Source organism: Streptomyces sp. NPDC002886 (assembly GCF_042888445.1).
In the GTDB taxonomy this organism is placed as follows: Bacteria; Actinomycetota; Actinomycetes; order Streptomycetales; family Streptomycetaceae; genus Streptomyces.
The window spans coordinates 1,185,266-1,209,364 of the sequence record NZ_JBIAPV010000002.1 but is presented as its reverse complement, the minus strand read 5'-3'; the positions used below and the strand labels follow the sequence as shown (position 1 = coordinate 1,209,364).

The following is a 24,099-nucleotide window of genomic DNA, read 5'->3' as shown; positions in this document are numbered from 1 at the left end:
CCACCCACGCGGCCCGCCCGGCGCCAGCCACGCACCCGGCCCGCCCGGCGCAGGCCACGGCCCGCCCGGCGCCAGCCACGCACCCGGCCCACCCGGCACAGCCCACCCACGCGGCCCGCCCGGCGCCAGCCACGCACCCGGCCCGCCCGGCGCAGGCCACGGCCCGCCCGGCGCCAGCCACGCACCCGGCCCACCCGGCCCAGCCCACGCACCCGGCCCACCCGGCGCGGCCCAGGCGGGCCGGTCGGCCCAGGCCGGCCTCTGAGGCCACCCCCGCCCGCCGCCAACTCAACCTCGCCACCCGCCACCAACTCACCACCACCGCCGGCATCCCACCCGGCACGATCACCTCCCGCACCCGCCCCGGCGGCCCGTGGCAGCGCCTGCTGCCCAGGGTCTATCTCCTCCAGACCGGCCCCCCGGACCAGCGTCAACGCGCCCTCGCCGCCGTCCTCTACGCCGCCGATCCCGGCTCAGACCCGCTCTCCGGCGACACCGCGGCCCTCACCGGCGGCGCGGCCCTCGCCCTGCTCGGCATCCGCGAAGCCCCGTACACCCCGGCCGACGTCCTGATCCGCGCCCCGCGCAGGCTCGCCGCCTCGCCAGAGGTACGGCCATTCCCCACCACCCGCTGGCCCCGCACCATCACCGTGTCCGGCATCCCGAGCACCCGCCCGGTACGCGCGGCCGCCGACTTCGCGGCCCGGACCGACGAGCCGGCGGACCGGATCCGCTCGATCCTCGCCCAGGTCGTCCAGTCCGGCTGGTGCCACCCGCAGGACCTGCACGCCGAACTCCGCACCGCCCGCCTCCTGACCCGCCCCGCGATCCGCGCGGCGGCCGCGGAACTCCTCGTCGGCGTCCGCTCGGTCGCCGAGGCACAGGCCCGCGACGTCCTCTCCACCACGGACCTTCCGACCCCCCTCTGGAACGCCCGCCTCCACACCCCGGACGGCACCTTCCTGGCGAGCCCCGACGCCTACTGGCCCGACGAGGGCGTGGCCCTGGAGATCGACTCGGCGGAGTACCACTACACCCGCGACTCCTGGCACGCCACGCTCCACCGCCGCCTCCGCCTGGAGTCCCACGGCATCCTGGTGGTCAGCGCCACCCCGTCGATGATGCGAGACACCCCGGCCGAGGTCATCGCAGCCATCCGCACCCTCCTCACCCTGACCACCACCCGCCCCACCCCACCCACAGCCCAGGCCCGCGGCCATGTCCAGCTGGAGCTTCCCGTGCCGTGACAATGGCGAGGTGGAAGCCCTTGAGAGCACTCCAGGCGACCGTGCTCGTATGAGCCGGCAGAAAAGCAAAGACACCGGGATCGAAATGGCCCTGCGGCGGGCCTTGCACGCGGCGGGGTTGCGCTACCGGGTCCATCGTCGACCGGCGAAGGGGGTACGACGCGAAGCCGACATCGTGTTCGGCCCCACACGGGTCGCCGTTTTCGTGGACGGCTGCTTCTGGCACGGATGTCCCGAACACGTGACGTGGCCCCGACGAAATGCCGAGTTCTGGCGAGCCAAGATCGAGGGAAACCGGGCACGGGACCGCGACACCGACGCGCGCCTCGCCGAGTCCGGCTGGCTGTCGCTCCGAGTGTGGGAACACGAGAGTCCCGACGAAGCCGCCGTCCGTATCGCGGAGGTGGTCGCGGAACGACGGGCCGGCCGAGACCCCGTATCGCCGCGATCCGGTCAGGCCGCCCCGTGGCAGTCGCCGTAGGGCCTGCCTGAGGTGCACCAGCATGGGGTCGTCCGGGTCGGGGGCCATGGGGTGGCTTTGCCTCGGGCGGCCAGGGTGGTGGCGTATTCCGCCAGGAGGGACGGGGAGGACGGGGAGGTCTTCTCCGAGGCCGCGAAGGCTTCGTAGGAGGGGACGCTGGCCGTGACGATGCCCAGGTTCGTGGTGCCCGAGGCGGCCAGGCTGCGGAGGGAGGCCTCGACCTGGGCCAGGTGGGCGTCGTGGGAGGGGTACTCCGCCGACAGGGTGGGGTAGCTGGTGAGGAGCTCTGCCAGTTCGCGGGCCGGCCAGTGGAGGATGGCCACCGGGAAGGGGCGGGAGAGCGCGGCGCGGCGGTCGCCGAGTTCGGCGCGCAGGCGGGCGATCTCGGCGCGGAGTTCGGCGGGGTCGTCGGAGCCCAGGGCCCAGATGCGCTTGGGGTCGTGGAGTTCGTCCAGCGGGATCGGGCCGATGTGGCGGGTGTCCGCGACCATGTCCCAGTCGTCGTGGGGGAGTCCGAGGAGGCGGCGTACGCGGTGGCGGCCCGTGAGGAGCGCCGTCGTGGCCGGGGTGAGGGGGGTGTTGTCCGGGGCCAGGAGGGTGGCCGCCTCGGTGAAGCACTCGTGGGAGGCCTCGAGTTCGTCGTGGGCTTCCAGTGCCTCGGCGATGACTTCCCAGGGGGCGGGGTCCGCGGGGGCCGCCGCCCGGATGCCCTGGATGAGGGCGCGGGCCTCGGGCTCGTGGCCGTACTCCCAGAGGTTGGCCGCCTGGAGGGCCTTGATGAGGGAGGGGTCGTCCGTCGTGTCCGCGGCCAGGAGTTGGTCGTAGAGGGCGCTCGCCCGTTCGCGTTCGTCGGCCAGTTCGAGGTGGGCCGCGGCCTGGAGGAGCAACGGCTCCTGGTCCTCGGGGTAGCGGGTCGCCGTGCGGATGAGGCGCTCGGCTTCGGCGATGTGCTCGGCAGGCGTGTCGGGGCGCATGGTTTGCAGCGTACTGCCGCTGGTCAGTTGAGGGGGGAGGACTTAGGGTGCCGCCCGTGCGAGATCGCGTGCGGGTCGTGGTGCAGGGCAGGGGCCGGCGGTCGCGCCGGGCCGGTATCGCGGGGTTGCTGTGGGCGGTCGGTGAACTGGCCGTCACCGTGGGCGTGGTGGTGATGTTGCTGGTGGTGCACCAGGTGTGGTGGACCAACCGGCAGGCGCTGAGCGCCGCGCACGAGATGGTGAGGGAGCTGGAGGAGGGCGGGTGGGCCCCCCTGCCGGAGGGTGGGGGTGAGGGAGAGGGTGTGGGGGAGGACGCGGCGGATTCCGTCGTCGACCCCTCCGTCGGGCCGTCCGGCGAGGCGCCCGGGAACTCCGGGCCGCGCACCGGCAAGCCGCCGCCGCGGGAGTCCGCGTACGGGATCCTGCGCATTCCGCGGCTGGGCGTCGCCGTGCCCGTCGCGCAGGGCGTGGACAAGCGGTCCGTGCTCGACAGGGGGTATGCCGGGCACTACGCCGGAACCGCGCAGCCCGGGGTCGAGGGGAACTTCGCGGTCGCCGGACACCGCAACACGCACGGGGAGCCCTTCCGTTACATCAACCGGCTCAGGGCCGGGGACGAGCTGATCGTGGACGTGCGGGGGAAGAGGTACGTGTACCTGGTCGGGCAGACGCTGGCGGAGACGACCGAGCGCGACACCGGGGTGATCGCGCCCGTCCCGCGCAGCATCGTCAGGCCCGGGGCCGGGTACAGCGAGCCCGGCGTGTACATCACGCTGACGACCTGCACGCCCGAGTACAGCTCCAAGTACCGGCTCGTGGTGTGGGGGACGCTCAAGCGTTGACGGGTCAGCGGGTGGACGGACCGTAGGGTGGGGCGGTGCGTCGGAAAAGGATGAAACGTCCCCAGTTGCTGTGGCTCGCCGTGCCGTTCGTGCTGTTCGTCGGGGTGCTGCCGTTCGCGAACCGGGTGGAGCCGGCGCCGGGCGGCGTACCGTTCCTGCTCCTCTGGTTCATCGGGGCGACCCTGCTGACGCCACTGGCGGTCTGGCTGACCTGGCGCGGTGATCACCGGTGAGCCGGGTGGCCGTGGCGACCACCGTCTTCGCCGTGTTCATGGTGGCCACCGTCGCGCTCGGACTGCTCGCGGTGCGCGGGCGCGGCGGGCGGGACGGGGAGGGCGGGGGCGGGGGAGGCGGACTCGCCGAGTGGTCGGTGGGCGGGCGCTCGCTCGGCACCGTGTTCATCTGGGTCCTGATGGCGGGCGAGGGATATACGAGCTTCAGCTACCTCGGCGCGGCAGGCTGGGGCTACAACTACGGCGCCCCCGTGATGTACGTGGTCGCGTACATGTCCTGCGGCTACGCGGTCGGTTACGTCGTCGGGCCCATGCTGTGGGACTACGCGCGCCGGCACGGGCTGGTGGGGATCGCCGACATGGTCGCCCACCGGTACGGGCGCCCCTGGCTCGGCGCCGCGGTCGCGGTGCTCGCGACCGTTTTCCTGCTCCCCTACATCCAGCTCCAGATCACCGGCATGGGCGTGGTGGTCTCGACCGTCACCTACGGGGCGGTGTCACTGGAATGGGCCTACTTCATCGCCTTCGCCGTCACCACCGGCTTCGTCGTGGTGAGCGGGCTGCGCGGCAGCGCGTGGGTGTCCGTGCTGAAGGACGTACTGGTCATCGGCACCCTCGGGTTCCTCGCCGTCTACGTGCCCCTGCACTACTTCGGCGGTTACGGCGAGCTCTTCGAGCGGCTCACCGCCGAACGCCCGCAGTGGCTGACGCTGCCCGGCGCCGGGAGCGGGGCGGGCGGCCGGGGCGAACTGGGGGTGGGGTGGTTCGCCTCCACCACCGTGCTGAACGCGCTGACCGTCGTCATCTTCCCGACCACCGTGGCGGGGTACCTGGGCGCGCGGAGCGCCGACGCGCTGCGCCGCAACGCCATCCTGCTGCCCGCGTACAACGTGCTGCTCTTCGTGCCGATGCTGCTCGGCATGGCGGCGCTGTTCGTCGTACCGGGGCTGACGGGCGCGGAGTCCAACCTGGCGCTGTTCAAGCTGGTCGTGGACTCCCTGCCGGCGTGGGCGGTGGGGGTGATCGGGGTGGCGGCGGCGCTGTCGTCGATCGTGCCGATGGCGGTGTTCATGCTGGTCATCGGCACGATGTGGGGGCGCAGCGTGCTCTCGTTCCTGCCGCGCTGGAGCTCGGGCGAGCGGCAGAAGCTCGCCTCGCAGGCGGTCGTGGTGGTGGCCGGGACGATCGCGCTGGTGATGACCTACGTGGCGCCGAACACGCTGGTCAGGCTCTCGCTCGTGTCCTACGAGGGCATGGCACAACTGGTGCCGATGCTGCTGCTGGGGCTGGTGTGGCGCAGGCTCACGACGGTGGCCGCGGTGTGCGGGCTGGCCGCGGGGGTCGCGGTGGTGTGCGGGCTGGTCTTCACGGGCAACGACCCGGTGTGGGGAGTGAACGCCGGCATGATCGCCCTCGTGGTGAACCTGACGATCGCGCTGACGGTCACCTGGCTCGGCCCGCGGGAGCGGGCGGGGAGCGGGGGGCCCGACCGCCGGCCGGATGGGGACGTGCTGGCGCGCGATCCGCTGCCCGGAACCGGGGATCAAAACGAGGCCCCGTCCGTTGTCGGTGCACAGGGTTAGTATCGAGTGCCAGTGCTAGTGCGGGGTCGTGCGCTGGTGTGAGTCGCCGGTCCCTTACGGGAGTTCGTGCGCGGGAGCTGGAAGGGGGGTGGTTCGTGTGGCAGAGCACAGCGGGCTTCGCCCCGTGCGGTTCACCGCGTCCTTCGCGCCGTCCACGCGCCTCGCGGCCCTGCTGACCTCCCTCCTGCTGCTCGGCGGGTTCCTCGGGCTGTTCGCCGGTGAGGGCGGGCTCGGCGCGGTCGTGGTGGTCCTCGCGGCGAGCCTCGCCGTGGGTGCCTCGGCCCTGGCCGCCCGGCTGGTCCGGGCGGTGCCGCCGCACCGCATACGTACCGCGATCCGTGATCGCGAGCAGCGCACGGCGTTCTTGCCGCAGCGCGACCCCGACGCTGCGGGCCGGTCGCGGCCCAGGGCGCCGGGCCGGCCCCTTCCGACGGCCGCGTAGGGGCGCGCAGCTCCTTCCTCCTGATCACTTCTGATCGCCACACCTTGCCGCCCCTCGCGGGTCGTCACGCCGAAACGCATCTCTTTCGACGTTCGACGAGTCCCTTCGGAGGGCCCACGTGTCCGTTTTCATCGATCTTGTTGCCCTGCTGGGCCGGCTCCTGGAGCCGGTGCTGGCCGAGTCCGCGACCGCTGCCGCGATCGTGCTGTTCACCGTGCTCGTGCGGCTCGCGCTGCACCCGCTCAGCCGGGCCGCCTTCCGCGGGGCGACCCCGGTGGCGGGCATCCTGCCGGTGCTGCTCCAGCTGCCGGTGTTCTTCCTGATGTACCGGGCGTTCTCCTCGTCCGAGATCGGCGGGGCCACCAACGAACTGCTCGGCCACCGGTTGTTCGCCGCGCCGCTCGGGGACCGGTGGGGTGAGGCGCTCGGGGACGGCGGGCTCTTCGGCGAGCAGGGGCTCGTGTTCCTCGGGCTGTTCGCCGCCGTCGCGGTGGTGGCCGCGTGGAGTGCGGTGCGGGGCCGCGCGGCGGCCGCGCTGATGGCTGCCACTGGCGGGGCCGGGGCCGGGCCCGGGGCCGGCAGCGGGATCGCCAAGCTGGGCGGGGCGAATCCGGGCGGGGCGAAGGCTGCCGGGATCGTGGCCGGTGGCGCCAAGGCCGGTGGCGCCAAGGCCGGTGGCGCCAAGGCCGGTGGCGCGAAGGCCGGTGGCGCGAAGGCCGGCGGCGCGAAGGCTGCCGGGTCCAAGGCTGCCGGGTCCAAGGCTGCCCGGTCCAAGGCTGTCGGGGGCAAAGTGTCGGGGGCCGGTGGAGCCGGGGCGGTTGCCGGGTTGAGTGCCGAGCAGCAGGAGCTCGCGCGGAAGCTGGGCGGCGTACTGCCCCTGCTGTCCTTCGGGACGCTGATCACGGCTGCCCTGGTGCCGCTGGCGGCCGGGTTGTACCTGGTCACCACCACCGCGTGGTCGGTTGCCGAGCGTGCCTGGCTCCAGCACCGGAAGGACCGGTCGGAGCGTGCCGGGCTGGCGCTCAGCGGAGCTGAGCGTTCCGCCATGTGAACAGGGTCTTGCGGATGAGGCCGTCATCTTGGAGGATCGACCAATCCTCCGATGGCCGCAACCCATCGTCCGGCCCGGGGCATGCCCATGGGCCGACCACCCTCGACCACGGGAGAATGCCCATGAAGCTGCTGCGTGTAGGACCCGTCGGGTCGGAGCGCCCCGCGCTGCTCGACCAGGACGGGACCCTGCGGGACCTGTCCGGCCTGATCACGGATGTGGACGGCGCGCTGCTCGCCGACGACTCCGTGCTGTCCCGAGTACGGGACGCGGCCGAGTCCGGTGAGCTCCCGGTGCTGGACGCCGAGGGTCTGCGGATCGGGTCCGCGGTCGGCCGCATAGGCAAGGTCGTGGGCATCGGCCTGAACTACCACGGGCACGCGGCCGAGGTGGGCGCCGAGGCGCCGGCCGAGCCGATCATCTTCCTGAAGGCCCCGGACACCGTGGTCGGCCCCGACGACACCGTGCTGATCCCGCGCACCAGCGTCAAGACCGACTGGGAGGCCGAGCTCGGCGTCGTCATCGGTGCCACCGCCCGCTACCTGGCCTCCCCCGAGGAGGGCCTCGCGCACGTCGGCGGGTACGTGCTGGTCAACGATGTGACCGAGCGCGCCTTCCAGAACGAGCGCGGCGGCACCTGGGACAAGGGCAAGAACTGCGAGACCTTCACCCCGCTCGGCCCCTGGCTGGTCACCGCGGACGAGGTCCCGGACCCGCAGGTGCTGGACGTCAAGCTGTGGGTCAACGGTGAGCTCAAGCAGGACGGCAACACGTCCGACCAGATCTTCGCCGTCGGCGAGGTCGTGCGGTACGTGAGCCAGTTCATGACCCTGCACCCGGGCGACGTCATCGTCACCGGCACCCCGGCCGGCGTGGCCGCGGGCCAGCCGGAGCCGAAGCCGTTCCTGCGGGCGGGCGACGTGGTGGAGCTGGAGATCGACGGGCTCGGCCGTCAGCGCCAGGAGTTCAAGGACGCGTAGTCGGTCCTCGCGGATCGACAGGAGGGGCGGTGCCGTCGTCGACGGCGCCGCCCCTTGCCTGTTCCCGGGTGCCCCTCGGGTGCCTCGTACGCCCGTCAGCGCCGGCGGCTCCCGTCAGCGTCCGTCAACGTCCGTCGGCGCCCGTCAGCGCCCGGACGGCATGCGGCGCCGCCGGTTGACGAGCACGAGGCCCGCGCCCGCGGCGAACGCGGTGGCGGCTCCGCCGGCGATCCAGCCGTTCTCGGCGCCCGCGCCCGTGCTGGCGAGGTTGCCGGAGGTGCCGCCGGCCGGGTTCGCCTGGCTGCCCGTTCCCGTCCCGGTCCCCGTACCGCCGTTGCTGTCGTGGTCGACGATGGGCGTCGTGGTTCCCGTGTCCGCGTCGTCACCCTTGCCGCCCGCGTCGCCTTCTTCGCCGCCCTCGTCCGGCTTGTCCGCCGCTTCCTCCGCGGCCTTGTCCTTCTCGCGTGCGACGTGCTGGCCGGTCTTGAGGAACTCCACGCGGTCCTCGGGCGTGCCGCGCAGCGCCGCGTCGGCGGCCTTGCGCACCTCGGGGCCGCCGACGCTCGCGATCTGTGCGATGAGGAGGCTGTTGTCCATGTCGCGGAGCTTGTGCTGCGTGGTGGTGACGAACTCCCGCAGTTGCGCGGGGGTGGGGTTGCCGTCGAGGAACTTCTGGATGCCCTGCTCGAGGGAGGGGCCCGCGTCCTTGAGCATCCGCAGGATCGCGACCCTGTCGTCGTCCGCGCGGATCGCGTGCTGCTCCGTCTCGATGAACGCGCGGATCTCCTCACGCGTTCCGTGGCTGAGCAGATGATTGACCCGCTCCGTGATGCCCTTGCCCGCGCCCGTCAGCATCCTCAGCATCTCGACGGTGTCGTCCTCCAGCCGGGCCACGTGCTGCCCGTTCTTGAGGAACTCCGTGAGCGCGGCCTGCGTGCCCGCCGCCAGGGCCTTCTTGGCCTCGCGCTGCACGCCGCGGCCTCCGGTGCTGAAGATCTGAGTGACCTTCACCCGGTCGTCCACGTACTGCTGCTGCGCCCAGATGACGTCGAGGAAGCGCCGCATGTCCGCGGCCGTCCCCTTGAGCGCCTTCTCGGCGGCCTCGCGCACACCGGGACCGGTCTCCGGGTCCGCCAGGATCGCCTCGATCCGCCTCCGGTCCTCCGCGGCCTGCCCGGCGTCCTCCGGGGCGCCGGCCTCCCCCTGCGACGGACCGCTCCCCGGCGCACCCTGATCCGGTGCGGAAGGCGCCGGGGGAGCGGCGGGTGACGGTGTGTCGGAGGCGAAGGCCGGGGAGGAGAGGAGGACGGCCGGGGCTATCGCGCCGACGGCGAGGGCCGTGGCGAGACGGGGCAGCTTCACTGGGGGCACCATTCTTCACACATGCGACGATCTTTTACTTATGCAAACTGTAGATCGCCCCTCTCGCGCAAGAGGCCCATTTTCCTTGTGAATCGGATGTGTCAGGTCACACATCCACGGTTCGTCCGTCCGCCGACGACCTGCGGGCCGCCTCCAGTACGTCCAGGCAGTGCGCCGCCTCCAGGGCCGTGACGGGGGCCGGGCCGCCGTCGCGCAGGGCCGCCGCCACGGCCGCGTAGTACGCCGGGTAGTCGCCCGGGGCGGTTCGTACCGGCGTGCCGCCGCCGGTCAGTGGCGATTCCCCCGAGCCCAGCCGGCCCCACAGGTGCTCGGGCTCCTCGCCCCAGGTCCGCTCGGGGTCGCCGGGGCGCAGGCCCTCGCGCAGTGCCCCCTCCTGCGGGTCCAGGCCGTACTTGACGTAGCCCGCGCGGGAGCCCAGTACGCGAAAACGCGGGCCCAGCTGGGCCGTGGTCGCGCTGACGTAGAGGTGCGAGCGGACCCCGCTCGCGTGGGTGAGGGCGATGAAGGTGTCGTCGTCCGCCTCGGCGCCCGGGCGGCGTACGTCGGTCTCCGCGTAGACCCGTACCGCGGGGCCGAACAGCACCAGCGCCTGGTCCACCACGTGGCTGCCGAGGTCGTACAGCAGCCCGCCGATCTCCTCGGGGGCGCCGGACTCCCGCCAGCCGCCCTTGAGCTGCGGGCGCCAGCGCTCGAAGCGGGACTCGAAGCGCTGCACCTCGCCCAGCTCGTCGTCGGCGAGGAGGCGGCGCAGGGTGAGGAAGTCGTTGTCCCAGCGGCGGTTCTGGAAGACGGAGAGGAAGGTGCCGGTCCGCTCGGCGAGCGCGGCCAGTTCGCGGGCCTCCGCGGCGGTGGCGGCGAGCGGCTTGTCCACGACGACGGGGATGCCGGCGGTGAGGGCGGCCGTGGCGAGCGGGACGTGCGTCTTGTTGGGGGAGGCGATGACGATCAGGTCGGGGGCGGGGCTCTGGGCGAGCAGCTCGTCGGCGGTGGCGGCGATCCGGACGCCCGGGTAGGCCTCGCGGGCCTGGGCGGCGCGGCCCGGGTCCGAGGTGACGACGGTGTCGAGGACCAGGCCCTCGGTCGCGGAGACGAGCGGGGCGTGGAAGACGGAACCGGCCAGGCCGTAGCCGACGAGACCTACGCGAAGAGGTGTGGGGGAGGGGGTGGGGGCGGTGGCGTTCATGGTGACTACTTTGGCAACAGTGTTGCTTAAGTGCAAGGAGGGTGGACAATGGCCAGGTGGACAGGGGTAGCGGGAGCGGCAGGGACAGCAGGGGTGGCGGGGGCGACGTGAGTGGTGCCAGCGGCGTGAATCTGCCCGTGCTCCGCGGGCACAACGACGCGCTGGTGCTCGATCTCCTGCGCGGAGCCGGCCCCGCCGGGCTCGGCCGCGGTGACCTCGCCGCGCGTACGGGGCTCACCCCGCAGGCGGTCAGCAAGATCGCCGCGCGGCTCCGGGGCGAGGGCCTGGTGGCCGACGCCGGACGCGAGGCGTCCACGGGAGGCAAACCGCGCACGCTGCTGAGACTGGTCCCGGAGGCGCGGCACGCGGTCGGGGTGCACCTGGACCGCGACGAGCTCACGGCGGTACGGGTCGACCTGGCGGGCCGCGTCGTCGCGGACGGGCGTGCCCCGCTGGACTTCGGCGCCGGTCCGGACGCGGTGGTCGAGGAGGTCGTACGGGCTGTCGCGCGGGTGTGCGGTGACCGGCCGCTCCTCGGCGTCGGCGTGGCCGCGCCGGGGCCGCTGGACTGGCGGACCGGGGTACTGGGGAGGGTGACGGGGTTCCCGGAGTGGGAGGGGTTCCCGTTGCGGGAGGTGCTGGAGGGGCGGCTGGAGGTTCCCGTACGGGTGGACAAGGACACCAACGCGGGGGTCGCGGCGGGGGCCGGCTTCGGAGAGGCCGCCTTCGGGGAGGCCGTGGCGTACGTACACGTGGGCACCGGACTGGGGGCCGGGCTCCGGCTGGCCGGCGGCGGCGAGGTCTACCGGGGGCGGCGCTCGGCGGCGGGGGAGTTCGGACATCAGGTGCTGCGGCTGGACGGGCCTGCCTGCCGGTGCGGGGGGCGCGGGTGCGCGGAGGTCCTGTGCCTGGACGCCGTGGCCGGCGGCCGGCTGGAGGAAGCGGCGCGGATCGTGGGGGAGGCGGCGGCGAACCTGGTCGCGCTCCTGGATGTGGACCGGGTGCTGCTCGGGGGCCGGGTGGTGGCGGCTGCGCCGGGCGTGTTCCTGGAGGGGGTGCGGAGGGTTCTGGGGGTGCGGGCCTTTGTGGGGGGCTCGGTGAGGGTGGAACTCGCGGAGGGGGGCGTGGCGGAGGGGGCGGCGGAGCTGGTGCTCGGCCCGTTGTTCGGGCGAGGGACGTGACCCCTTGGCGCTCTGCCTCGCTTCACCGGCTCCCTGGTTCTCTGGCTCCCTGACTCTCTGGCTCTGACTCCCTGGCTCTCCGGCTTCCGGCACTCCCGGCCGGGTGGTGGCTGCCGACTGGAGGGGGGGCTGGGGGTGTGCGCCGAATGGGGGGAAATGGGGAGAGGTCGGGCGTGGTGCTGGACAAGGGGGTTGGCGGGCGTGGGAGGGTGCGGGCAAGGCCGGGGTGATTGTCGGTTTGTCCGGCAATCGTTTGATGGGTCGTTCTGTTCTGGCGTCGGCGAGTAGGGGTTCTCCATGCGACTGCGCGAAGCCCTTGCCCTCGCAGCCGTCCTCGTGGCCGCCACCGCCTCCGCCGTCAGCACGGGCACCACTGCGTACGCGGACATCGGCAACGGCGGCGGTGCCCGCCCCGCGCCCGCGCTGCCCTCGCGGGTGGAGGCCAGTTGCGGTGACGGGAAGAGCGCGCAGTTCCCCATCGGTGCCCGTATTCGCGGCGGGCCGGCCGTGTACCGGACCGGCGGTGCGGCGCAGACCTGGTACCTCGACCTCACCAACACCACCACGTCCCCGTGCACGGCCATCCACCCCGTCGTGGTCTTCACCGACCCGGCCCGTGCCCTGCGGCCCGCCCATTTCCGGATGGAGTTCGACGCCCCCGGCGGCGCGGCCCCCGGCCATGCCCTCCCCGTCAGTCTGGAGCGCACCGACCGGGACGAGATCGTCGCCGTCTTCGACGGTGGCGACGCGTTCTCCGGCTTCACCATCGGTCCCGGCGGTTCCGTGACCGTCACCGTCCGGCTCGCCTTCGCCCCCGGCGCCCCGCTCGGCGAAGCCGTCGCCGACGCCGCGCTGGTGCAGCGCAAGGGCGACGACGGGGACTGGATCGGGGAGACGGGCGGCTACCGGTTCGAGGTCCAAGGCCCGGACGCGGAGACCGGCGAGGCCGGAGCGCTGGCCGAGACCGGCCGCACCCCCGCGGCCTGGACGTACGCGGCCGGCGCCGCGGCCGCCCTGGCCGGAGGCGGCGGACTCCTGCTCGGGGCCCGCCGGTTGCGACGTGAGGGGCGGCAAGGGCCGCAGTCCACGTAGAGCTGTCCGCGTAGAGCAGTCCGTGTGGAGCGGTCCACCCGGGGCAGTCCACCCGGAGCGGTCCGCGTAGAGCAGTCCACCCGGAGCGGTCCACGTAGAGTCCGAGGGTGGAAGAACCGACCGCCTACGCGCACCACCACCAGCCCGGCCTGCCCGTCCGCTCCGGCATCCCCGAGCACGGCCGCATCCCCAAGTACTACGCCGTCAAGGCCCGCATCGCCGGGCTGCTCGACGAGCTCGGCGAAGGGGGACTCCTCCCCACCGAGCGGGATCTCGCCGAGCAGTACGAGGTCTCCCGCGAGACCGTCCGCCAGGCCCTGCGCGAGCTGCTGCTGGAGGGCCGGCTGCGCCGCTCGGGCCGCGGCACCGTCGCCGCCGGGCCGAAGCTCGAACAGCCCCTGTCGCTGGCGAGTTACACCGAGGGCGTGCGCCGCCAAGGGCGCACCCCGGGCCGCCATCTGATCGGCCTGGAGCGCTTTCCCTGCCCGGCGCCCGTGGCCCCCGGCATCGGCGCCGAGCCCGGGGAGCCGGTCTGGCACCTGGAGCGCGTGCTGCTCGCCGACGAGGAGCGGGTCGGGCTGGAGAGCACGTACGTCCGGGTCGCCCGTGCGCCCCGCCTCGACATCGATTTCCAGCCGGACTCCTCCTTCTACGGCTACCTCCACGACAGCCTCGGCATCTCTTTCGGCGACGCCGACGAGAAGCTGGAAACGGTCCTCGCCACCCCCCGCGAAGCCCTGTTGATCGGCACCCCGCCCGCGCTCCCGATGCTGCTCATCCACCGTTTCTCCCGGGACCAGGACGGCAGGCCGCTGGAGCGGGTGCGTTCTCTCTACCGTGGTGACCGGTTCAGCTTCACGACCCACCTGCAGCCCGAGTAGCCCCACCCGAAGCCCCCGTAAGCATGGAAAAGGGGCGGAGTCGCATCACGGAACGATAACGGGTCTAGTCCAAGCGTTGGAGGCTGTTCACCGGAGCGTCGCCCGGGGGATCCTCCGGGGTCACGGGCCGCCGTCACCTTGGAGCACGTGAGAGTCATAGTCGTCGGAGGCGGCGTGGTAGGCACCATGCACGCCTGGCAAGCAGTGGAACGCGGCCACGAGGTCGTCCAGATCGAGCGAGAAGCGGAGGCCCGCGGAGCGTCCTTGCGCAATTTCGGCCAGATCTGGGTCAGTGGCCGGGCCGGGGGCGAGGAGCTCGACACCGCCCTGCGGGCCCGCGAGCTCTGGGAGGCGATCGGTGAGCGGGTGCCCGGCCTGGGCTTCCGCGCCATCGGCTCGCTGACCCCGGTGCGCAACTCCCGCGAGTACGCCGTCGCCGAGGCCGCCGTGGCCCGCCCCGACGCCGCCGCCCGCGGCTACAAGCTGGTCACCGCCGAGGAGGCCAGGGCGATCAACCCCGCCCTGCGCGGCGCGTTCGAGGCCGCCCTGTGGTGCGAGCGGGACGCGGCCGTCGAGCCGCGCACCGCCCAGCTCCACCTGCGCGAAGCCCTCAAGGCCTCCGGCCGCTACACCTTCCTCCCCGGACGGGAAGTGCGCGAGGTCGTCGGGAACGGAGCCGTCCGCGACGACCACGGCGACGTCCACCGGGGCGACGCCGTGATCCTGGCCACCGGCGCCTGGCTCTCCGGCCTGGTCCGCGAGCTGGCCCCCGAGCTGCCCGTGCGCCGCGTCCGGCTGCAGATGATGCAGACCGCCCCGCTCGGCGAGCCCCTGACGACCTCGGTCGCCGACGCCGACAGCTTCCGCTACTACCCCGCCTACAAGAGCGAAGCCCTCGACGAACTCAACGCCGAGCAGGCCCAGGCGCCGATCGCCGCCGCGCACAAGATGCAGCTCCTGATGGTGCAGCGGCAGGATGGCGGACTGACCATCGGCGACACCCACGAGTACGAGCACCCCTTCGCGTTCGACACCCTCGAAGACCCCTACGCGCACCTCGCCGAGGTCGTCGAGTCCTTCCTGGGCCGCCCGTTGCCGCAGATCAGGCACCGCTGGGCGGGCGTGTACGCGCAGTGCACCGACACCACCCGCGTCGTCCACCGCCAGCAGGTGGCCGACGGCGTCTGGCTGGTGACCGGGCCCGGCGGCCGGGGCATGACCTGCTCGCCCGCCATAGCCGAAACCACCGCGAACGAACTGGGCTGGTAGCACCATGACCGACATCCGCACCCCCCACACCCCCACCCGCCGACTGATCGTCCTCGACATGGCCGGCACCACCGTCGCCGACGGCGGCCTCGTCGAGCGCGCCTTCGAGCGCGCCGCCGAGCGCCTCGGCGTCGAGCCGGGCAGCGCCGATCACGCCGGCAAGCTCCAGTACGTCCGCGACACCATGGGCGAGTCGAAGATCTCCGTCTTCCGCCACCTCTTCGGCGCCGAGGACCTCGCCCAGCGCGCCAACGCCGCCTTCGAGCAGGCCTACGGGGAACTCGTCGACGGCGGCCTCATCGCCCCGGTCCCCGGCGCCCGCGAGGCCGTCGAAAAGCTCCGCGCCGACGGCCGCACCGTGGTCCTGACCACCGGCTTCGCCCGCGTCACCCAGGACGCCATCCTCGACGCCCTCGGCTGGCAGGACCTGGCCGACCTCACCCTGTGCCCCGCCGACGCGGGAGGCCGCGGCCGGCCCTACCCGGACATGGTGCTGGCCGCCTTCCTGCGCACCGGCGCCGTGGCCGACGTACGGGACACCGTGGTGGCCGGCGACACCTCGTACGACATGCTCAGCGGCGTCCGCTCCGGCGCCGGGATCGTGGCGGGCGTCCTCACCGGCGCCCACGACCGCGCGGCCCTGACCGGGCACGGCGCCACCCACGTCCTGGGCTCCGTCGCCGAACTGCCCGCGCTGCTGGAGCGCGTCGCGCACGAGGAGTCCGGGGAGCCCGGCGCGTGAGCGGCATCCGCTTCGACTCCGTCTCGGTCGCCTACGGCGGCAACACCGTCCTGGACTCCCTCGACCTGACCGTCGAGCCCGGCGAGGTCATGGCGCTGCTCGGGCCCTCCGGCTCCGGCAAGACCACGGCCCTGCGCGCGGTGGCCGGCTTCGTGCGGCCCGCCTCGGGCCGGATCCTGATCGGCGGCCGGGACGTCACCGCGCTCCCGCCGCACAAGCGCGGCATCGGCATGGTCGTCCAGCAGTACGCGCTCTTCCCGCACATGCGCGTCGCCGACAACGTCGCCTTCGGCCTGCGGGCGCAGAAGGCGCCCAAGGCGGAGATCCCCGGCCGCGTCGCCGAGGCCCTGGAGATGACCGGGATGGCGGCCTACGCCCAGCGCTACCCCCGCGAGCTCTCCGGCGGACAGCAGCAGCGCGTGGCCATCGCCCGCGCCCTCGCCATCCGCCCCGGGGTCCTCCTCCTGGACGAGCCGCTGTCCGCGCTCGACGCGCAGCTGCGCTCAGGGATGCTCACCGAACTGGCCCGGCTGCACCGCGAACTCCCCGACGTGTCGATCCTCTACGTCACCCACGACCAGGTCGAGGCGCTGACCCTGGCCGACCGGATCGCCGTCATGGACCAGGCCCGCCTCCAGGACTGCGGCACCCCGCAGGAGCTGTACCGGGCCCCACGCACCGAGTTCACCGCCTCCTTCGTCGGCAACGCCAACCTGCTGCCCGTCACCGTCGCCGACGGCGGCGCCCTCTTCGCCGGGCACCCCCTCGCCCTCGACTCCGGCCGCGCGGCCGTCGGCGCGAGCGCCACCCTGTGCGTCCGCCCGCACCTGCTCGGCCTCGGCGCCGGCCCCAACGCGCTGACCGGGACCATCACCGAGGTCCAGTGGCGCGGTTCGACCCACCGGCTCTACGTGGACATCGAGGGCCACCGGGTCAAGGCGGACCTGCCCGAACTGCGCGAGACCCCGGCGCTGGGCGACCACGTCACCCTGCACTTCGAGCCGCGGGACGCGGTACTGCTGGCGGCGGGGGTCTCCGATGGCTGAGGCCACGGACCGGCGCACACCCGCGGCGGGGCCGGCAACCGCCACCCCCGCTCCGGCCGTCCCCCACCAGCCCGTACGAAGCCCTGCCCCCGGCACGCCCGAAAGCCCGGCCGGAGCCCCCGACGGCTTCGCGGCGAAGGCCGCACGTGCGCCCCGTAGCGTTCCCGGCTGGCTGTGGACCGTGCCTCCCGTCGCAGTGCTCGCGGCGGTCTTCCTCTACCCCCTCGTGCTGGTCGTCCAGCAGTCGCTGTCCCCCGAGAACGGGGGCGGCACCTTCGACGCCTACGCCTCCGTCTTCGCCTCGCACTCCTTCCGCGAAGCGCTCGGCACCACGGTCTGGCTGGCCGTCGGCGCCACCGCCGGCTGCCTGGTCCTCGGCTTCGCGCTCGCGCTGGTCATCGCCTTCGTCCCGTTCCCCGGGGCCCGCGCCGTCGCCAAGTTCATCGACGTCTTCCTCTCCTTCCCCTCCTTCCTCATCACCCTCGCCCTCCTCTTCATCTACGGCACCGTCGGCATGGCCAACGGCCTGTGGACCGAAGGATTCGGCGCCGCCGAGGGCCCCTTCCACTTCCTGACCACCCCCTGGGGCGTCCTCCTCGCGGAGATCACCTACTTCACGCCCTTCGTGATGCGCCCGCTGCTCGCCGCCTTCTCCCAGCTGGACACCGCCCAGCTGGAGGTGGCCTCCTCGCTCGGCGCGAAGCCGGGCCGCATCATCCGGCGGGTGATCCTCCCCGAGTCCCTCCCGGCCCTCGCCGCCGGCGGCAGCCTCGTCCTGGTCATGTGCCTCAACGAGTTCGGGATCGTCCTGTTCACCGGAGCCAAGGACGTCACCACGCTCCCGATGCTCATCTACGGCAAGGCGATCCTCGAATCCGACTACGCCGCCGCCTGCGTGGTCGCCGTCGTCAACATCGTGATCTCCGTCGGCCTGTTCGGCCTCTACCGGGTGGTGAGCAAGCGTGCTGGTGCATAGCAAGAGCGGCCGCTGGGCCGCCTGGAGCCTCTTCGGCATCCTCTTCCTGCCCCTCTTCGCCCTGCCGCTGCTCGTCGTGGTGGCCGCGTCCTTCTCCACGCACTGGTCCGGGGCCTTCCCCTCCGGCCCCACCACCGAGAACTACGCGGCGGCCGTCCGGGGCGAATCCCTCCAGGCGCTGACCACCTCGCTGCTCACCGCCCTGGCCGCCAGCCTGATCGCGCTCACCGTCGGCACTTGGGCGGCGCTCGCCGCCGCCGGGCTGCGCCGACGCGGCAAGAGCTCTCTGGACGCGCTGTTCATGCTGCCCGTCGCCGTGCCGTCCGTGGTCGTCGGCCTCGCCGTGCTCGTCGCCTTCAGCAAGCCGCCGCTGCTGCTCAACGGCACCAGCTCGATCGTGATCCTGGCGCACACCATTCTTGTCACGGCGTTCGCCTACCAGTCGGTTTCGGCTGCCATCGTGCGTCTCGACCCCGCCTACGAGCAGGCGGCGGCCTCCCTGGGCGCCCGTCCCTCCTACGTGCTGTGGCGGGTCAAGCTGCCCCTCCTGCTGCCGTCGCTGACCGCGGCGGCCGGGCTCTGCTTCGCCCTGTCCATGGGCGAGCTGAGCGCCACGATGATGCTCTACCCGCCGGACTGGATGCCCCTCCCGGTCCGGATCTTCACCGCCACCGACCGCGGCTCGCTCTTCAGCGGATCCGCCGTCGCCGTGGTCCTCATGGCCACCACCCTGCTGGTCCTGCTGGCCGTCTCCCGCGTCCGCACCAAGGCCACGTACCGCTGAACCACCCCGCTCGACCCCTGTGCGCCACCCCCGCCGAACTCCTGCCGACTCCCTTTCCCCGTAAGGAAGTTCCATGCCCAGCACCAGACACCTCCGCATCACCGCCGCCATCACCGGCAGCCTCGCCCTCGCCGCCGGACTCACCGCCTGCGGTGGTTCGTCCTCAGGTGGCTCCGCCGACTCCGCCGACACCAAGGGCGGCGGCGAGAAGGTCGTCACCGTCTACAGCGCCGACGGCCTCAAGGGCGACAAGGGCGACGGCTGGTACGACAAGGTCTTCGCCGACTTCACGAAGAAGACCGGCATCGAGGTCAAGTACGTCGAGGGCGGCTCGGGGGAGATGGTGCAGCGCGCCGTCCGCGAGAAGACCAACACGCAGGCCGACGTCCTGATCACGCTGCCCCCGTTCATCCAGCAGGCCGACGGCAAGGGCCTCCTCCAGGCCTACACCCCGCAGGGCGCCGACAAGGTCAACGGAGCGAACAAGTCCTCCGACGGCAAGTGGACCTCGGTCGTCAACAACTACTTCGGCTTCGTCTACAACAAGAAGGAGCTGTCGACCGCCCCCAAGACCTGGGAAGAGCTCCTCGACCCCAAGTTCAAGGGCAAGCTCCAGTACTCCACCCCGGGCGTCGCGGGCGACGGCACGGCCGTGCTCATCAAGGCGATGCACGACTTCGGCGGCAAGGAGCAGGCCAACGAGTACCTGAAGAAGCTCCAGGCCAACAACGTCGGCCCGTCGTCCTCCACCAGCAAGCTCGCGCCGAAGACCGACAAGGGCGAGCTGCTCGTCGCCAACGGCGACGTCCAGATGAACTTCGCGCAGTCCAAGTCCATGCCGAACCTGGGCATCTGGTTCCCCGCCAAGGACGGCGGCAAGCCCACCACCTTCTCGCTCCCGTACGCGGCCGGCCTCGTCGAGAAGGCCCCGCACACCGAGAACGGCAAGAAGCTCCTCGACTACCTGCTCAGCGAGGACGCCCAGAAGCTGGTCAGCGGCGTCGGCGGCGGCTTCCCGTCCCGCACGGACGTCAAGCCCACCGACGCCAACGCCGTCGAGCTCACCAAGCTCATGACCGGAGTCGAGGTCTTCGAGCCGGACTGGGCCGACATCGACAAGAACCTCACCGGCTATGTCGACGCGTGGAAGTCGGCGACCGGCAGCTGACTGGTCGCCTCCCGGTCACTCGCGACCGGGAGAGTGACGAGCGGATAACGGGTCTGGACCGAGTCTCGTCTTCAGTCCGGACCCGCCGTACGCTCGCTCGCGTTGCCGCACGACCGTACGCCCGCACGACGGCATGCGCCCGTACGCCCGCACGACGGCATGCCCGTACGACCGCATGCCCCGTACGACCGCACGCCCCGTACGTCCCCTGTGCCTTCCCCACGATTACTCCCGGAGGAGTACGTGCCCACTGTCCTGTCCGGACGGACCCTCGCCGTGGCCGCCACCGCCACCGCCCTGCTCGCCACCGGTCTCGCGGCCCACGCCGCGACCGCCGACGAAGCCGGCGCCGCCGCCGTCACGAACAAGGTCCTCGTCATCGGCATCGACGGCACGGTCCTGGACCGCGTCAAGGTTGCCAACGCCCCCTACCTGAACGGCCTGATGGCCCAGGGTCTGACCGCCAAGAGCACCCTGTACGCGAACCCGATGGCCGCCACCTCCTCGGGCCCCGGCTGGTCCACGATCGCCACCGGCGTCTGGCCCGACAAGCACGGGGTGAAGGACAACTCCTTCACCGGCAAGAACTACACGGCCTACCCGGACTTCCTGACCCGCGTCGAGAACGCCAACCCGGCGCTCAACACCTACGCGGCCGCCGACTGGGAGCCCATCACCTCCACCGACCAGAACGGCCCGATCTTCTCCGCCAAGGTCGACAAGCGCCTCAACCTCAAGGGCGACCGCGACGGTTACGGCAGCGAGGACCCGAAGATCGCCGCCGCGGCCTCCGCCGAGCTGCGCGACCAGAACCCCGATGCCGCCTTCGTCTACTTCGGCGAGATCGACCACGCGGGCCACTCCTCCGGCGCCGCGAGCCAGGAGTACCTGGACACCATCGCCCGCGTCGACGTCCTCGTCGGCCGGCTCCTCACCGCCGTCCAGAGCCGCCCGACCTACGCCCAGGAGAACTGGAAGGTCCTGGTCACCACCGACCACGGCCACACCAACGCGGGCGGCCACGGCGGCTCCACCATCCAGGAGCGCGGCACCTTCGTCATCGCCAAGGGCGCCGGCATCCCCGCCGGTTCGGTGCGCGAGGACGTGAAGCTGGTGGACGTGGCCGCGACCGCGCTCCAGCAGGTCGGCGTCCCCACCACCGGGCTGGACGGCGTCCCGCTGAACGCCCCGGACGACGACCCCTTCGACACCCTGCGCCCCAACCTCCAGGCGCGCGTGGACGAGACGGGCATCCCGGCCGGCACCAAGGGCTTCACGCACACCCCGCCCGCCGGCTGGTCGGTCGACAACTCCAAGATGGGCACCGGCGGTGTCACCGAGTGGGCCGGATGGGCCTTCGCGACCGACGAGTTCTGGAGCCAGTCCCAGCGCGACCAGTGGCGCGAGCTGAACGTCCGCTCCCGTGACGTCTTCGCCGTCGCCGACTCCGACGAGTGGGACGACAAGAGCCACACCGGTTCCTACGACTCCACGCTCATCACCCCCAAGTGGGCGGTCACCGGCGGCACCACGCGCAACCTGACCTTCCAGACGCACTACCACCACGAGGCCGGCCAGACCGCCCAGGTCCTGGTCTCCTACAACGGCGCCGCCGCGTCGGTCGTCAAGAGCTACACCGCCGACGCGGTCGCCCGCTCCGAATCGATCGCGCTCCAGATCCCGGCCGGCGCCACCGATGTCCAGGTCCGCTTCCGCTACGCCGGCAGCAACAACTGGTACTGGACCGTGGACAACGTCAAGCTCGGCTGAGGTCGCTTCCGGCGGTACGGGACCTTCGGCGGGGGCCTTCGAAGGGCCTTCGCGGAAGCCCGTTCCGCCGTGCGGTCCGGGCCGTGGACGCCCCACGCGTCCGCGGTCCGGCCCGGATAAGGTGGTAGAGACCAGAGGTCACAGAGGTCAGGCCACCGAGAGCGGAGAACAGTCCAGTGGCAGAGCGCAAGCCGATCGAATCCTGGCTCACCGACATGGACGGGGTCCTCATTCACGAGGGAACCCCGATCCCCGGCGCCGCCGCCTTCATCAACCGGCTGCGCGAGTCCGGCAAGCCCTTCCTGGTGCTGACGAACAACTCGATCTACACCCCCCGCGACCTCCAGGCCCGCCTGAGCCGGATGGGCCTGTCCGTCCCGGTGGAGAACATCTGGACCTCGGCCCTGGCCACCGCGAAGTTCCTCGACGACCAGCGTCCGGGCGGCACCGCGTACGTCATCGGCGAGGCCGGTCTCACCACCGCCCTGCACGACATCGGCTACGTCCTGACCGACCACGAGCCGGACTACGTGGTGCTGGGCGAGACCCGGACGTACAGCTTCGAGGCCATGACCAAGGCGGTCCGCCTGATCAACGCGGGCGCCCGCTTCATCTGCACCAACCCGGACGAGACGGGCCCCTCCACCGAGGGCCCGCTGCCCGCCACGGGAGCCGTCGCCGCGCTGATCACCAAGGCGACCGGCAAGCAGCCGTACTTCGCCGGCAAGCCCAACCCGCTGATGATGCGCACCGGCCTGAACGCCATCGGCGCGCACTCCCACAGCAGCGCGATGATCGGCGACCGGATGGACACCGACATCCTCGCCGGGCTGGAGGCGGGCATGCAGACCTTCCTCGTCCTGACCGGTCTCACGTCGGTCGAGGACACCGAGAAGTTCCCCTACCGGCCGACCCACACGTTCGACTCCATCGCCGATCTGGTGGATCTGGTTTAGGTCGTACGGCTGACACGTACGGGCCAAGAGGGCGCCGCTCCGGATGCGGAGCGGCGCGCCGCGCGTGAATCTCCTTGTTGAGGAGGTTCACCATGCGCAGTGATTTGATCGCTTTCCGTGTCACCGGGGTGGCCGTCGCCCTGACGGCCCTGTCCGCCGTGACCGCTCCCTTCGCCTTCGCGGGGGAGGAGGACTGGAACCGCGACCGGGACCGCGGCAGCGTCTCGGCCGACCCCAATCCGGCGGAGCCGGGGGCGCAGGTCAAACTGCGCGTCCGCGGCTGTGAGGAGGACTGGGCCGTCGCCTCGTCCGTCGTCTTCGTCTCCGAGGTCCGCCTTTCCACCGGCCGCGACGACCGCCGCACCCTGTGGGGCGACGCGATGATCCGCTCCTGGGCGGAGCCCGGCCGCCACGACATCAAGATCAAGTGCGGTGGCCGCGGCGGCGAACGCGAGTGGGGCACGATCGAGGTCGAGCGCCGTCGCGAGCACCGCCCCGACCCCCACCACACACCCGTGTGGCCGGTCCACGCGGGCGGCGGAGGCATGTCCGAGGAGATCGCCGCGAAGTCGAAGGCGGCGGGCGCGGCGGATGCCGCCAAGGCCGCCGACTCCGCGCAGCTCGCCGCGGCCGCGAAGAAGAGCCACGACGGCGAGGGGCCCGGCCTGCCGCACACCGTGATCGGCGCCGTGCTCGCCGCCGCGGCCACCCTCGCGGTCGCCGGCCGTGCGCTGACCCTGCGCCGCCGCCGCAGCGGCGAGTGACCGGGTGATCGGGTGAGCGGCGAGCCGAGGAGTTCCGGGAGCTCCCGGGTGCTGACCTTCGCGGCCTGGTCGGTGCTGGTCCTCGGCCTGTGGCTGTGGGGCCGGGAGATCACCGGAGTGGCGATACCCCTGCCCGGGCAGGCCGGCGGACCGGCCGCCCCGGGCATGCCCGCGGCACACAGCCCGCTGGGGCCGGCCGTGCCCGCGCGGGTCGACGTACCGTCCCTCGGCATCCAGGCCCCGGTGATCGTCCGGGACCTCGACGCGCAGGGGGCGATCGAGCCGCCCCCGTACGAGAACCCGGGCACGGTCGGCTGGTGGCGCGGCGGCGCCCAGCCCGGCACGGCCGGGACCGCGCTGCTGGTCGGCCACGTGGACACGAAGTCCAAGCCGGCGGTGTTCTACGGCCTGAGCTCGGCGAAGGCCGGCGACAAGATCCGCGTGGTGCGGGCCGACGGGTCGGTGGCGGAGTTCACGATCGAGGACGTACGGGTCCACGAGCGCGCGGACTTCGATCCCGCCAAGGTGTACGGGCCCAAGGTCCGCGGCCGGGCCGAACTGCGGCTGGTCACCTGCGGCGGCACCTACGACAAGGCGGCCAAGGAGTACTCGGCGAACGTGGTCGTATCGGCGTACCTGACGGGCGCCGGAATCCGCCCGGGCACGGCGGCCTGACCACAGGGCCTTCTGCGGAGTTTCACCGGACACGAAGAAGCCCCTCGCAGTTCTCACTGCGAGGGGCTTCTTCGTGTCTGTGCGCCGCCAGGGACTCGAACCCCGGACCCGCTGATTAAGAGTCAGCTGCTCTAACCAACTGAGCTAGCGGCGCTTGGTGACAGGGAAAACTCTACCCCACCGCCGCGGGTGCTCGTGACAAGCCGCGCGCGTTCTGTCCGATTAACCCATGTTTGGGGGTTTTGTCGTGCACGATATGTCTGGGCCAGGCCGGATCTGATGCCCCGCCAGATGCGGTCCCGGCCGACCGGCGACGAGCAGGGGAGTGGACGGAACCGCATGACGATGCAGCCTCCGACGCATGTGTACGAAGTGACGCCGATGGCCGAGGCGATG

The 24,099-nt window shown here is 72.4% G+C and carries 24 protein-coding genes and 1 tRNA gene; 21 read left to right on the top strand and 4 right to left on the bottom strand.

Annotation, left to right across the window (positions count from 1 at the left end):
- Together ACFYYB_RS11675 and ACFYYB_RS11670 are read left to right on the top strand one after the other, a co-directional pair.
- A partial coding sequence (locus ACFYYB_RS11675) for a hypothetical protein (protein ID WP_389434787.1) occupies positions 1-1,247 on the top strand: 1,247 nt, incomplete at its 5' end.
- A gap of 49 nt (positions 1,248-1,296) precedes the next feature.
- Complete coding sequence (locus ACFYYB_RS11670; RefSeq protein WP_389434786.1) at positions 1,297-1,728, top strand: very short patch repair endonuclease; 432 nt, start codon at positions 1,297-1,299, stop codon at positions 1,726-1,728.
- Here ACFYYB_RS11670 and ACFYYB_RS11665 read toward each other — a convergent pair.
- Positions 1,701-2,702 (bottom strand): SEC-C domain-containing protein, encoded by a 1,002-nt coding sequence (locus ACFYYB_RS11665; protein ID WP_389434784.1) that lies wholly within the window; start codon positions 2,700-2,702, stop codon positions 1,701-1,703. The two genes, ACFYYB_RS11670 and ACFYYB_RS11665, sit on opposite strands and share 28 nt — an antisense overlap.
- Positions 2,703-2,758: 56 nt before the next feature.
- On the opposite strand from ACFYYB_RS11665, the gene ACFYYB_RS11660 reads away from it, so the two are divergent.
- From ACFYYB_RS11660 to ACFYYB_RS11635, 6 genes are all read left to right on the top strand, one after another.
- On the top strand, positions 2,759-3,544 hold the full coding sequence (locus ACFYYB_RS11660) for a class E sortase (protein WP_389434783.1): 786 nt from the start codon (positions 2,759-2,761) through the stop codon (positions 3,542-3,544).
- Between the two features lie 50 nt (positions 3,545-3,594).
- On the top strand, positions 3,595-3,777 hold the full coding sequence (locus ACFYYB_RS11655; protein ID WP_389434781.1) for a DUF3311 domain-containing protein: 183 nt from the start codon (positions 3,595-3,597) through the stop codon (positions 3,775-3,777).
- Between the two features lie 38 nt (positions 3,778-3,815).
- The gene (locus tag ACFYYB_RS11650) at positions 3,816-5,360 is read left to right on the top strand and encodes a sodium:solute symporter (RefSeq protein ID WP_389434999.1); all 1,545 of its coding nucleotides are present in this window, start codon (positions 3,816-3,818) and stop codon (positions 5,358-5,360) included.
- A 97-nt stretch (positions 5,361-5,457) separates the two neighbouring features.
- Positions 5,458-5,802 carry a DUF6412 domain-containing protein gene (locus tag ACFYYB_RS11645; protein WP_389434779.1) on the top strand — a complete coding sequence of 115 codons (345 nt, stop codon included), beginning with the start codon at positions 5,458-5,460 and terminating at the stop codon, positions 5,800-5,802.
- Positions 5,803-5,920: 118 nt separating this feature from the next.
- Entirely contained in the window at positions 5,921-6,853 is a 933-nt protein-coding gene (locus ACFYYB_RS11640; RefSeq protein WP_389434778.1) for a hypothetical protein, read from the top strand.
- 122 nt (positions 6,854-6,975) lie between these two features.
- Positions 6,976-7,833: a fumarylacetoacetate hydrolase family protein gene (locus ACFYYB_RS11635; protein ID WP_389434777.1), complete on the top strand. Its 858-nt coding sequence runs from the start codon at positions 6,976-6,978 to the stop codon at positions 7,831-7,833.
- Positions 7,834-7,977: 144 nt separating this feature from the next.
- Here the strand turns inward: ACFYYB_RS11635 and ACFYYB_RS11630 are convergent, their stop codons facing one another.
- Complete coding sequence (locus tag ACFYYB_RS11630) at positions 7,978-9,195, bottom strand: ALF repeat-containing protein (RefSeq protein WP_389434775.1); 1,218 nt, start codon at positions 9,193-9,195, stop codon at positions 7,978-7,980.
- Positions 9,196-9,301: 106 nt separating this feature from the next.
- The gene (locus ACFYYB_RS11625; RefSeq protein ID WP_389434774.1) at positions 9,302-10,399 is read right to left on the bottom strand and encodes a Gfo/Idh/MocA family oxidoreductase; all 1,098 of its coding nucleotides are present in this window, start codon (positions 10,397-10,399) and stop codon (positions 9,302-9,304) included.
- A 56-nt stretch (positions 10,400-10,455) separates the two neighbouring features.
- Between ACFYYB_RS11625 and ACFYYB_RS11620 the strand changes: the two genes are divergently transcribed.
- From ACFYYB_RS11620 to ACFYYB_RS11560, 13 genes are all read left to right on the top strand, one after another.
- The gene (locus ACFYYB_RS11620; protein ID WP_389434772.1) at positions 10,456-11,580 is read left to right on the top strand and encodes an ROK family protein; all 1,125 of its coding nucleotides are present in this window, start codon (positions 10,456-10,458) and stop codon (positions 11,578-11,580) included.
- Between the two features lie 297 nt (positions 11,581-11,877).
- The gene (locus tag ACFYYB_RS11615) at positions 11,878-12,672 is read left to right on the top strand and encodes a hypothetical protein (RefSeq protein ID WP_389434771.1); all 795 of its coding nucleotides are present in this window, start codon (positions 11,878-11,880) and stop codon (positions 12,670-12,672) included.
- Positions 12,673-12,779: 107 nt separating this feature from the next.
- Complete coding sequence (locus ACFYYB_RS11610) at positions 12,780-13,553, top strand: GntR family transcriptional regulator (RefSeq protein ID WP_274552871.1); 774 nt, start codon at positions 12,780-12,782, stop codon at positions 13,551-13,553.
- A gap of 147 nt (positions 13,554-13,700) precedes the next feature.
- A complete protein-coding gene (locus tag ACFYYB_RS11605; protein ID WP_389434770.1) occupies positions 13,701-14,822 on the top strand; it encodes a TIGR03364 family FAD-dependent oxidoreductase in 1,122 nt (373 codons plus the stop codon).
- 4 nt (positions 14,823-14,826) lie between these two features.
- Positions 14,827-15,564, top strand: coding sequence for a phosphonatase-like hydrolase (locus ACFYYB_RS11600; protein WP_389434769.1), 738 nt, complete (start codon positions 14,827-14,829; stop codon positions 15,562-15,564).
- A complete protein-coding gene (locus ACFYYB_RS11595; protein ID WP_389434768.1) occupies positions 15,561-16,610 on the top strand; it encodes an ABC transporter ATP-binding protein in 1,050 nt (349 codons plus the stop codon). Before ACFYYB_RS11600 ends, ACFYYB_RS11595 begins: the two co-directional genes overlap by 4 nt.
- Positions 16,603-17,586 carry a 2-aminoethylphosphonate ABC transporter permease subunit gene (locus tag ACFYYB_RS11590; RefSeq protein WP_389434766.1) on the top strand — a complete coding sequence of 328 codons (984 nt, stop codon included), beginning with the start codon at positions 16,603-16,605 and terminating at the stop codon, positions 17,584-17,586. Before ACFYYB_RS11595 ends, ACFYYB_RS11590 begins: the two co-directional genes overlap by 8 nt.
- Positions 17,573-18,370 carry an ABC transporter permease gene (locus ACFYYB_RS11585; RefSeq protein ID WP_389434765.1) on the top strand — a complete coding sequence of 266 codons (798 nt, stop codon included), beginning with the start codon at positions 17,573-17,575 and terminating at the stop codon, positions 18,368-18,370. The genes ACFYYB_RS11590 and ACFYYB_RS11585 overlap by 14 nt, the downstream gene beginning before the upstream one ends.
- Before the next feature lie 73 nt (positions 18,371-18,443).
- On the top strand, positions 18,444-19,538 hold the full coding sequence (locus tag ACFYYB_RS11580) for a 2-aminoethylphosphonate ABC transporter substrate-binding protein (protein WP_389434764.1): 1,095 nt from the start codon (positions 18,444-18,446) through the stop codon (positions 19,536-19,538).
- Positions 19,539-19,781: 243 nt separating this feature from the next.
- Positions 19,782-21,308, top strand: a complete 1,527-nt coding sequence (locus ACFYYB_RS11575; RefSeq protein ID WP_389434762.1) for an alkaline phosphatase family protein — start codon at positions 19,782-19,784, stop codon at positions 21,306-21,308.
- Between the two features lie 176 nt (positions 21,309-21,484).
- On the top strand, positions 21,485-22,264 hold the full coding sequence (locus ACFYYB_RS11570) for an HAD-IIA family hydrolase (protein WP_389434761.1): 780 nt from the start codon (positions 21,485-21,487) through the stop codon (positions 22,262-22,264).
- Between the two features lie 92 nt (positions 22,265-22,356).
- The gene (locus ACFYYB_RS11565; RefSeq protein WP_389434760.1) at positions 22,357-23,028 is read left to right on the top strand and encodes a hypothetical protein; all 672 of its coding nucleotides are present in this window, start codon (positions 22,357-22,359) and stop codon (positions 23,026-23,028) included.
- 48 nt (positions 23,029-23,076) lie between these two features.
- Positions 23,077-23,703, top strand: a complete 627-nt coding sequence (locus ACFYYB_RS11560) for a class F sortase (protein WP_389434759.1) — start codon at positions 23,077-23,079, stop codon at positions 23,701-23,703.
- A gap of 80 nt (positions 23,704-23,783) precedes the next feature.
- On the opposite strand, the gene ACFYYB_RS11555 is transcribed toward ACFYYB_RS11560, so the two are convergent.
- Positions 23,784-23,857 (bottom strand) — tRNA-Lys (locus ACFYYB_RS11555).
- Positions 23,858-24,099 lie beyond the last annotated feature (242 nt).

Bases quoted from the DNA above. Each gene is read 5' to 3' on its own strand.
- ACFYYB_RS11590 (WP_389434766.1), top strand. From the start codon at position 16,603: ATGGCTGAGGCCACGGACCGGCGCACACCCGCGGCGGGGCCGGCAACC.
- ACFYYB_RS11600 (WP_389434769.1), top strand. From the start codon at position 14,827: ATGACCGACATCCGCACCCCCCACACCCCCACCCGCCGACTGATCGTC.
- ACFYYB_RS11625 (WP_389434774.1), bottom strand. From the start codon at position 10,399: ATGAACGCCACCGCCCCCACCCCCTCCCCCACACCTCTTCGCGTAGGT.
- ACFYYB_RS11635 (WP_389434777.1), top strand. From the start codon at position 6,976: ATGAAGCTGCTGCGTGTAGGACCCGTCGGGTCGGAGCGCCCCGCGCTG.
- ACFYYB_RS11670 (WP_389434786.1), top strand. From the start codon at position 1,297: ATGAGCCGGCAGAAAAGCAAAGACACCGGGATCGAAATGGCCCTGCGG.
- ACFYYB_RS11565 (WP_389434760.1), top strand. From the start codon at position 22,357: ATGCGCAGTGATTTGATCGCTTTCCGTGTCACCGGGGTGGCCGTCGCC.
- ACFYYB_RS11650 (WP_389434999.1), top strand. From the start codon at position 3,816: ATGGTGGCCACCGTCGCGCTCGGACTGCTCGCGGTGCGCGGGCGCGGC.
- ACFYYB_RS11615 (WP_389434771.1), top strand. From the start codon at position 11,878: ATGCGACTGCGCGAAGCCCTTGCCCTCGCAGCCGTCCTCGTGGCCGCC.
- ACFYYB_RS11665 (WP_389434784.1), bottom strand. From the start codon at position 2,702: ATGCGCCCCGACACGCCTGCCGAGCACATCGCCGAAGCCGAGCGCCTC.
- ACFYYB_RS11655 (WP_389434781.1), top strand. From the start codon at position 3,595: ATGAAACGTCCCCAGTTGCTGTGGCTCGCCGTGCCGTTCGTGCTGTTC.
- ACFYYB_RS11580 (WP_389434764.1), top strand. From the start codon at position 18,444: ATGCCCAGCACCAGACACCTCCGCATCACCGCCGCCATCACCGGCAGC.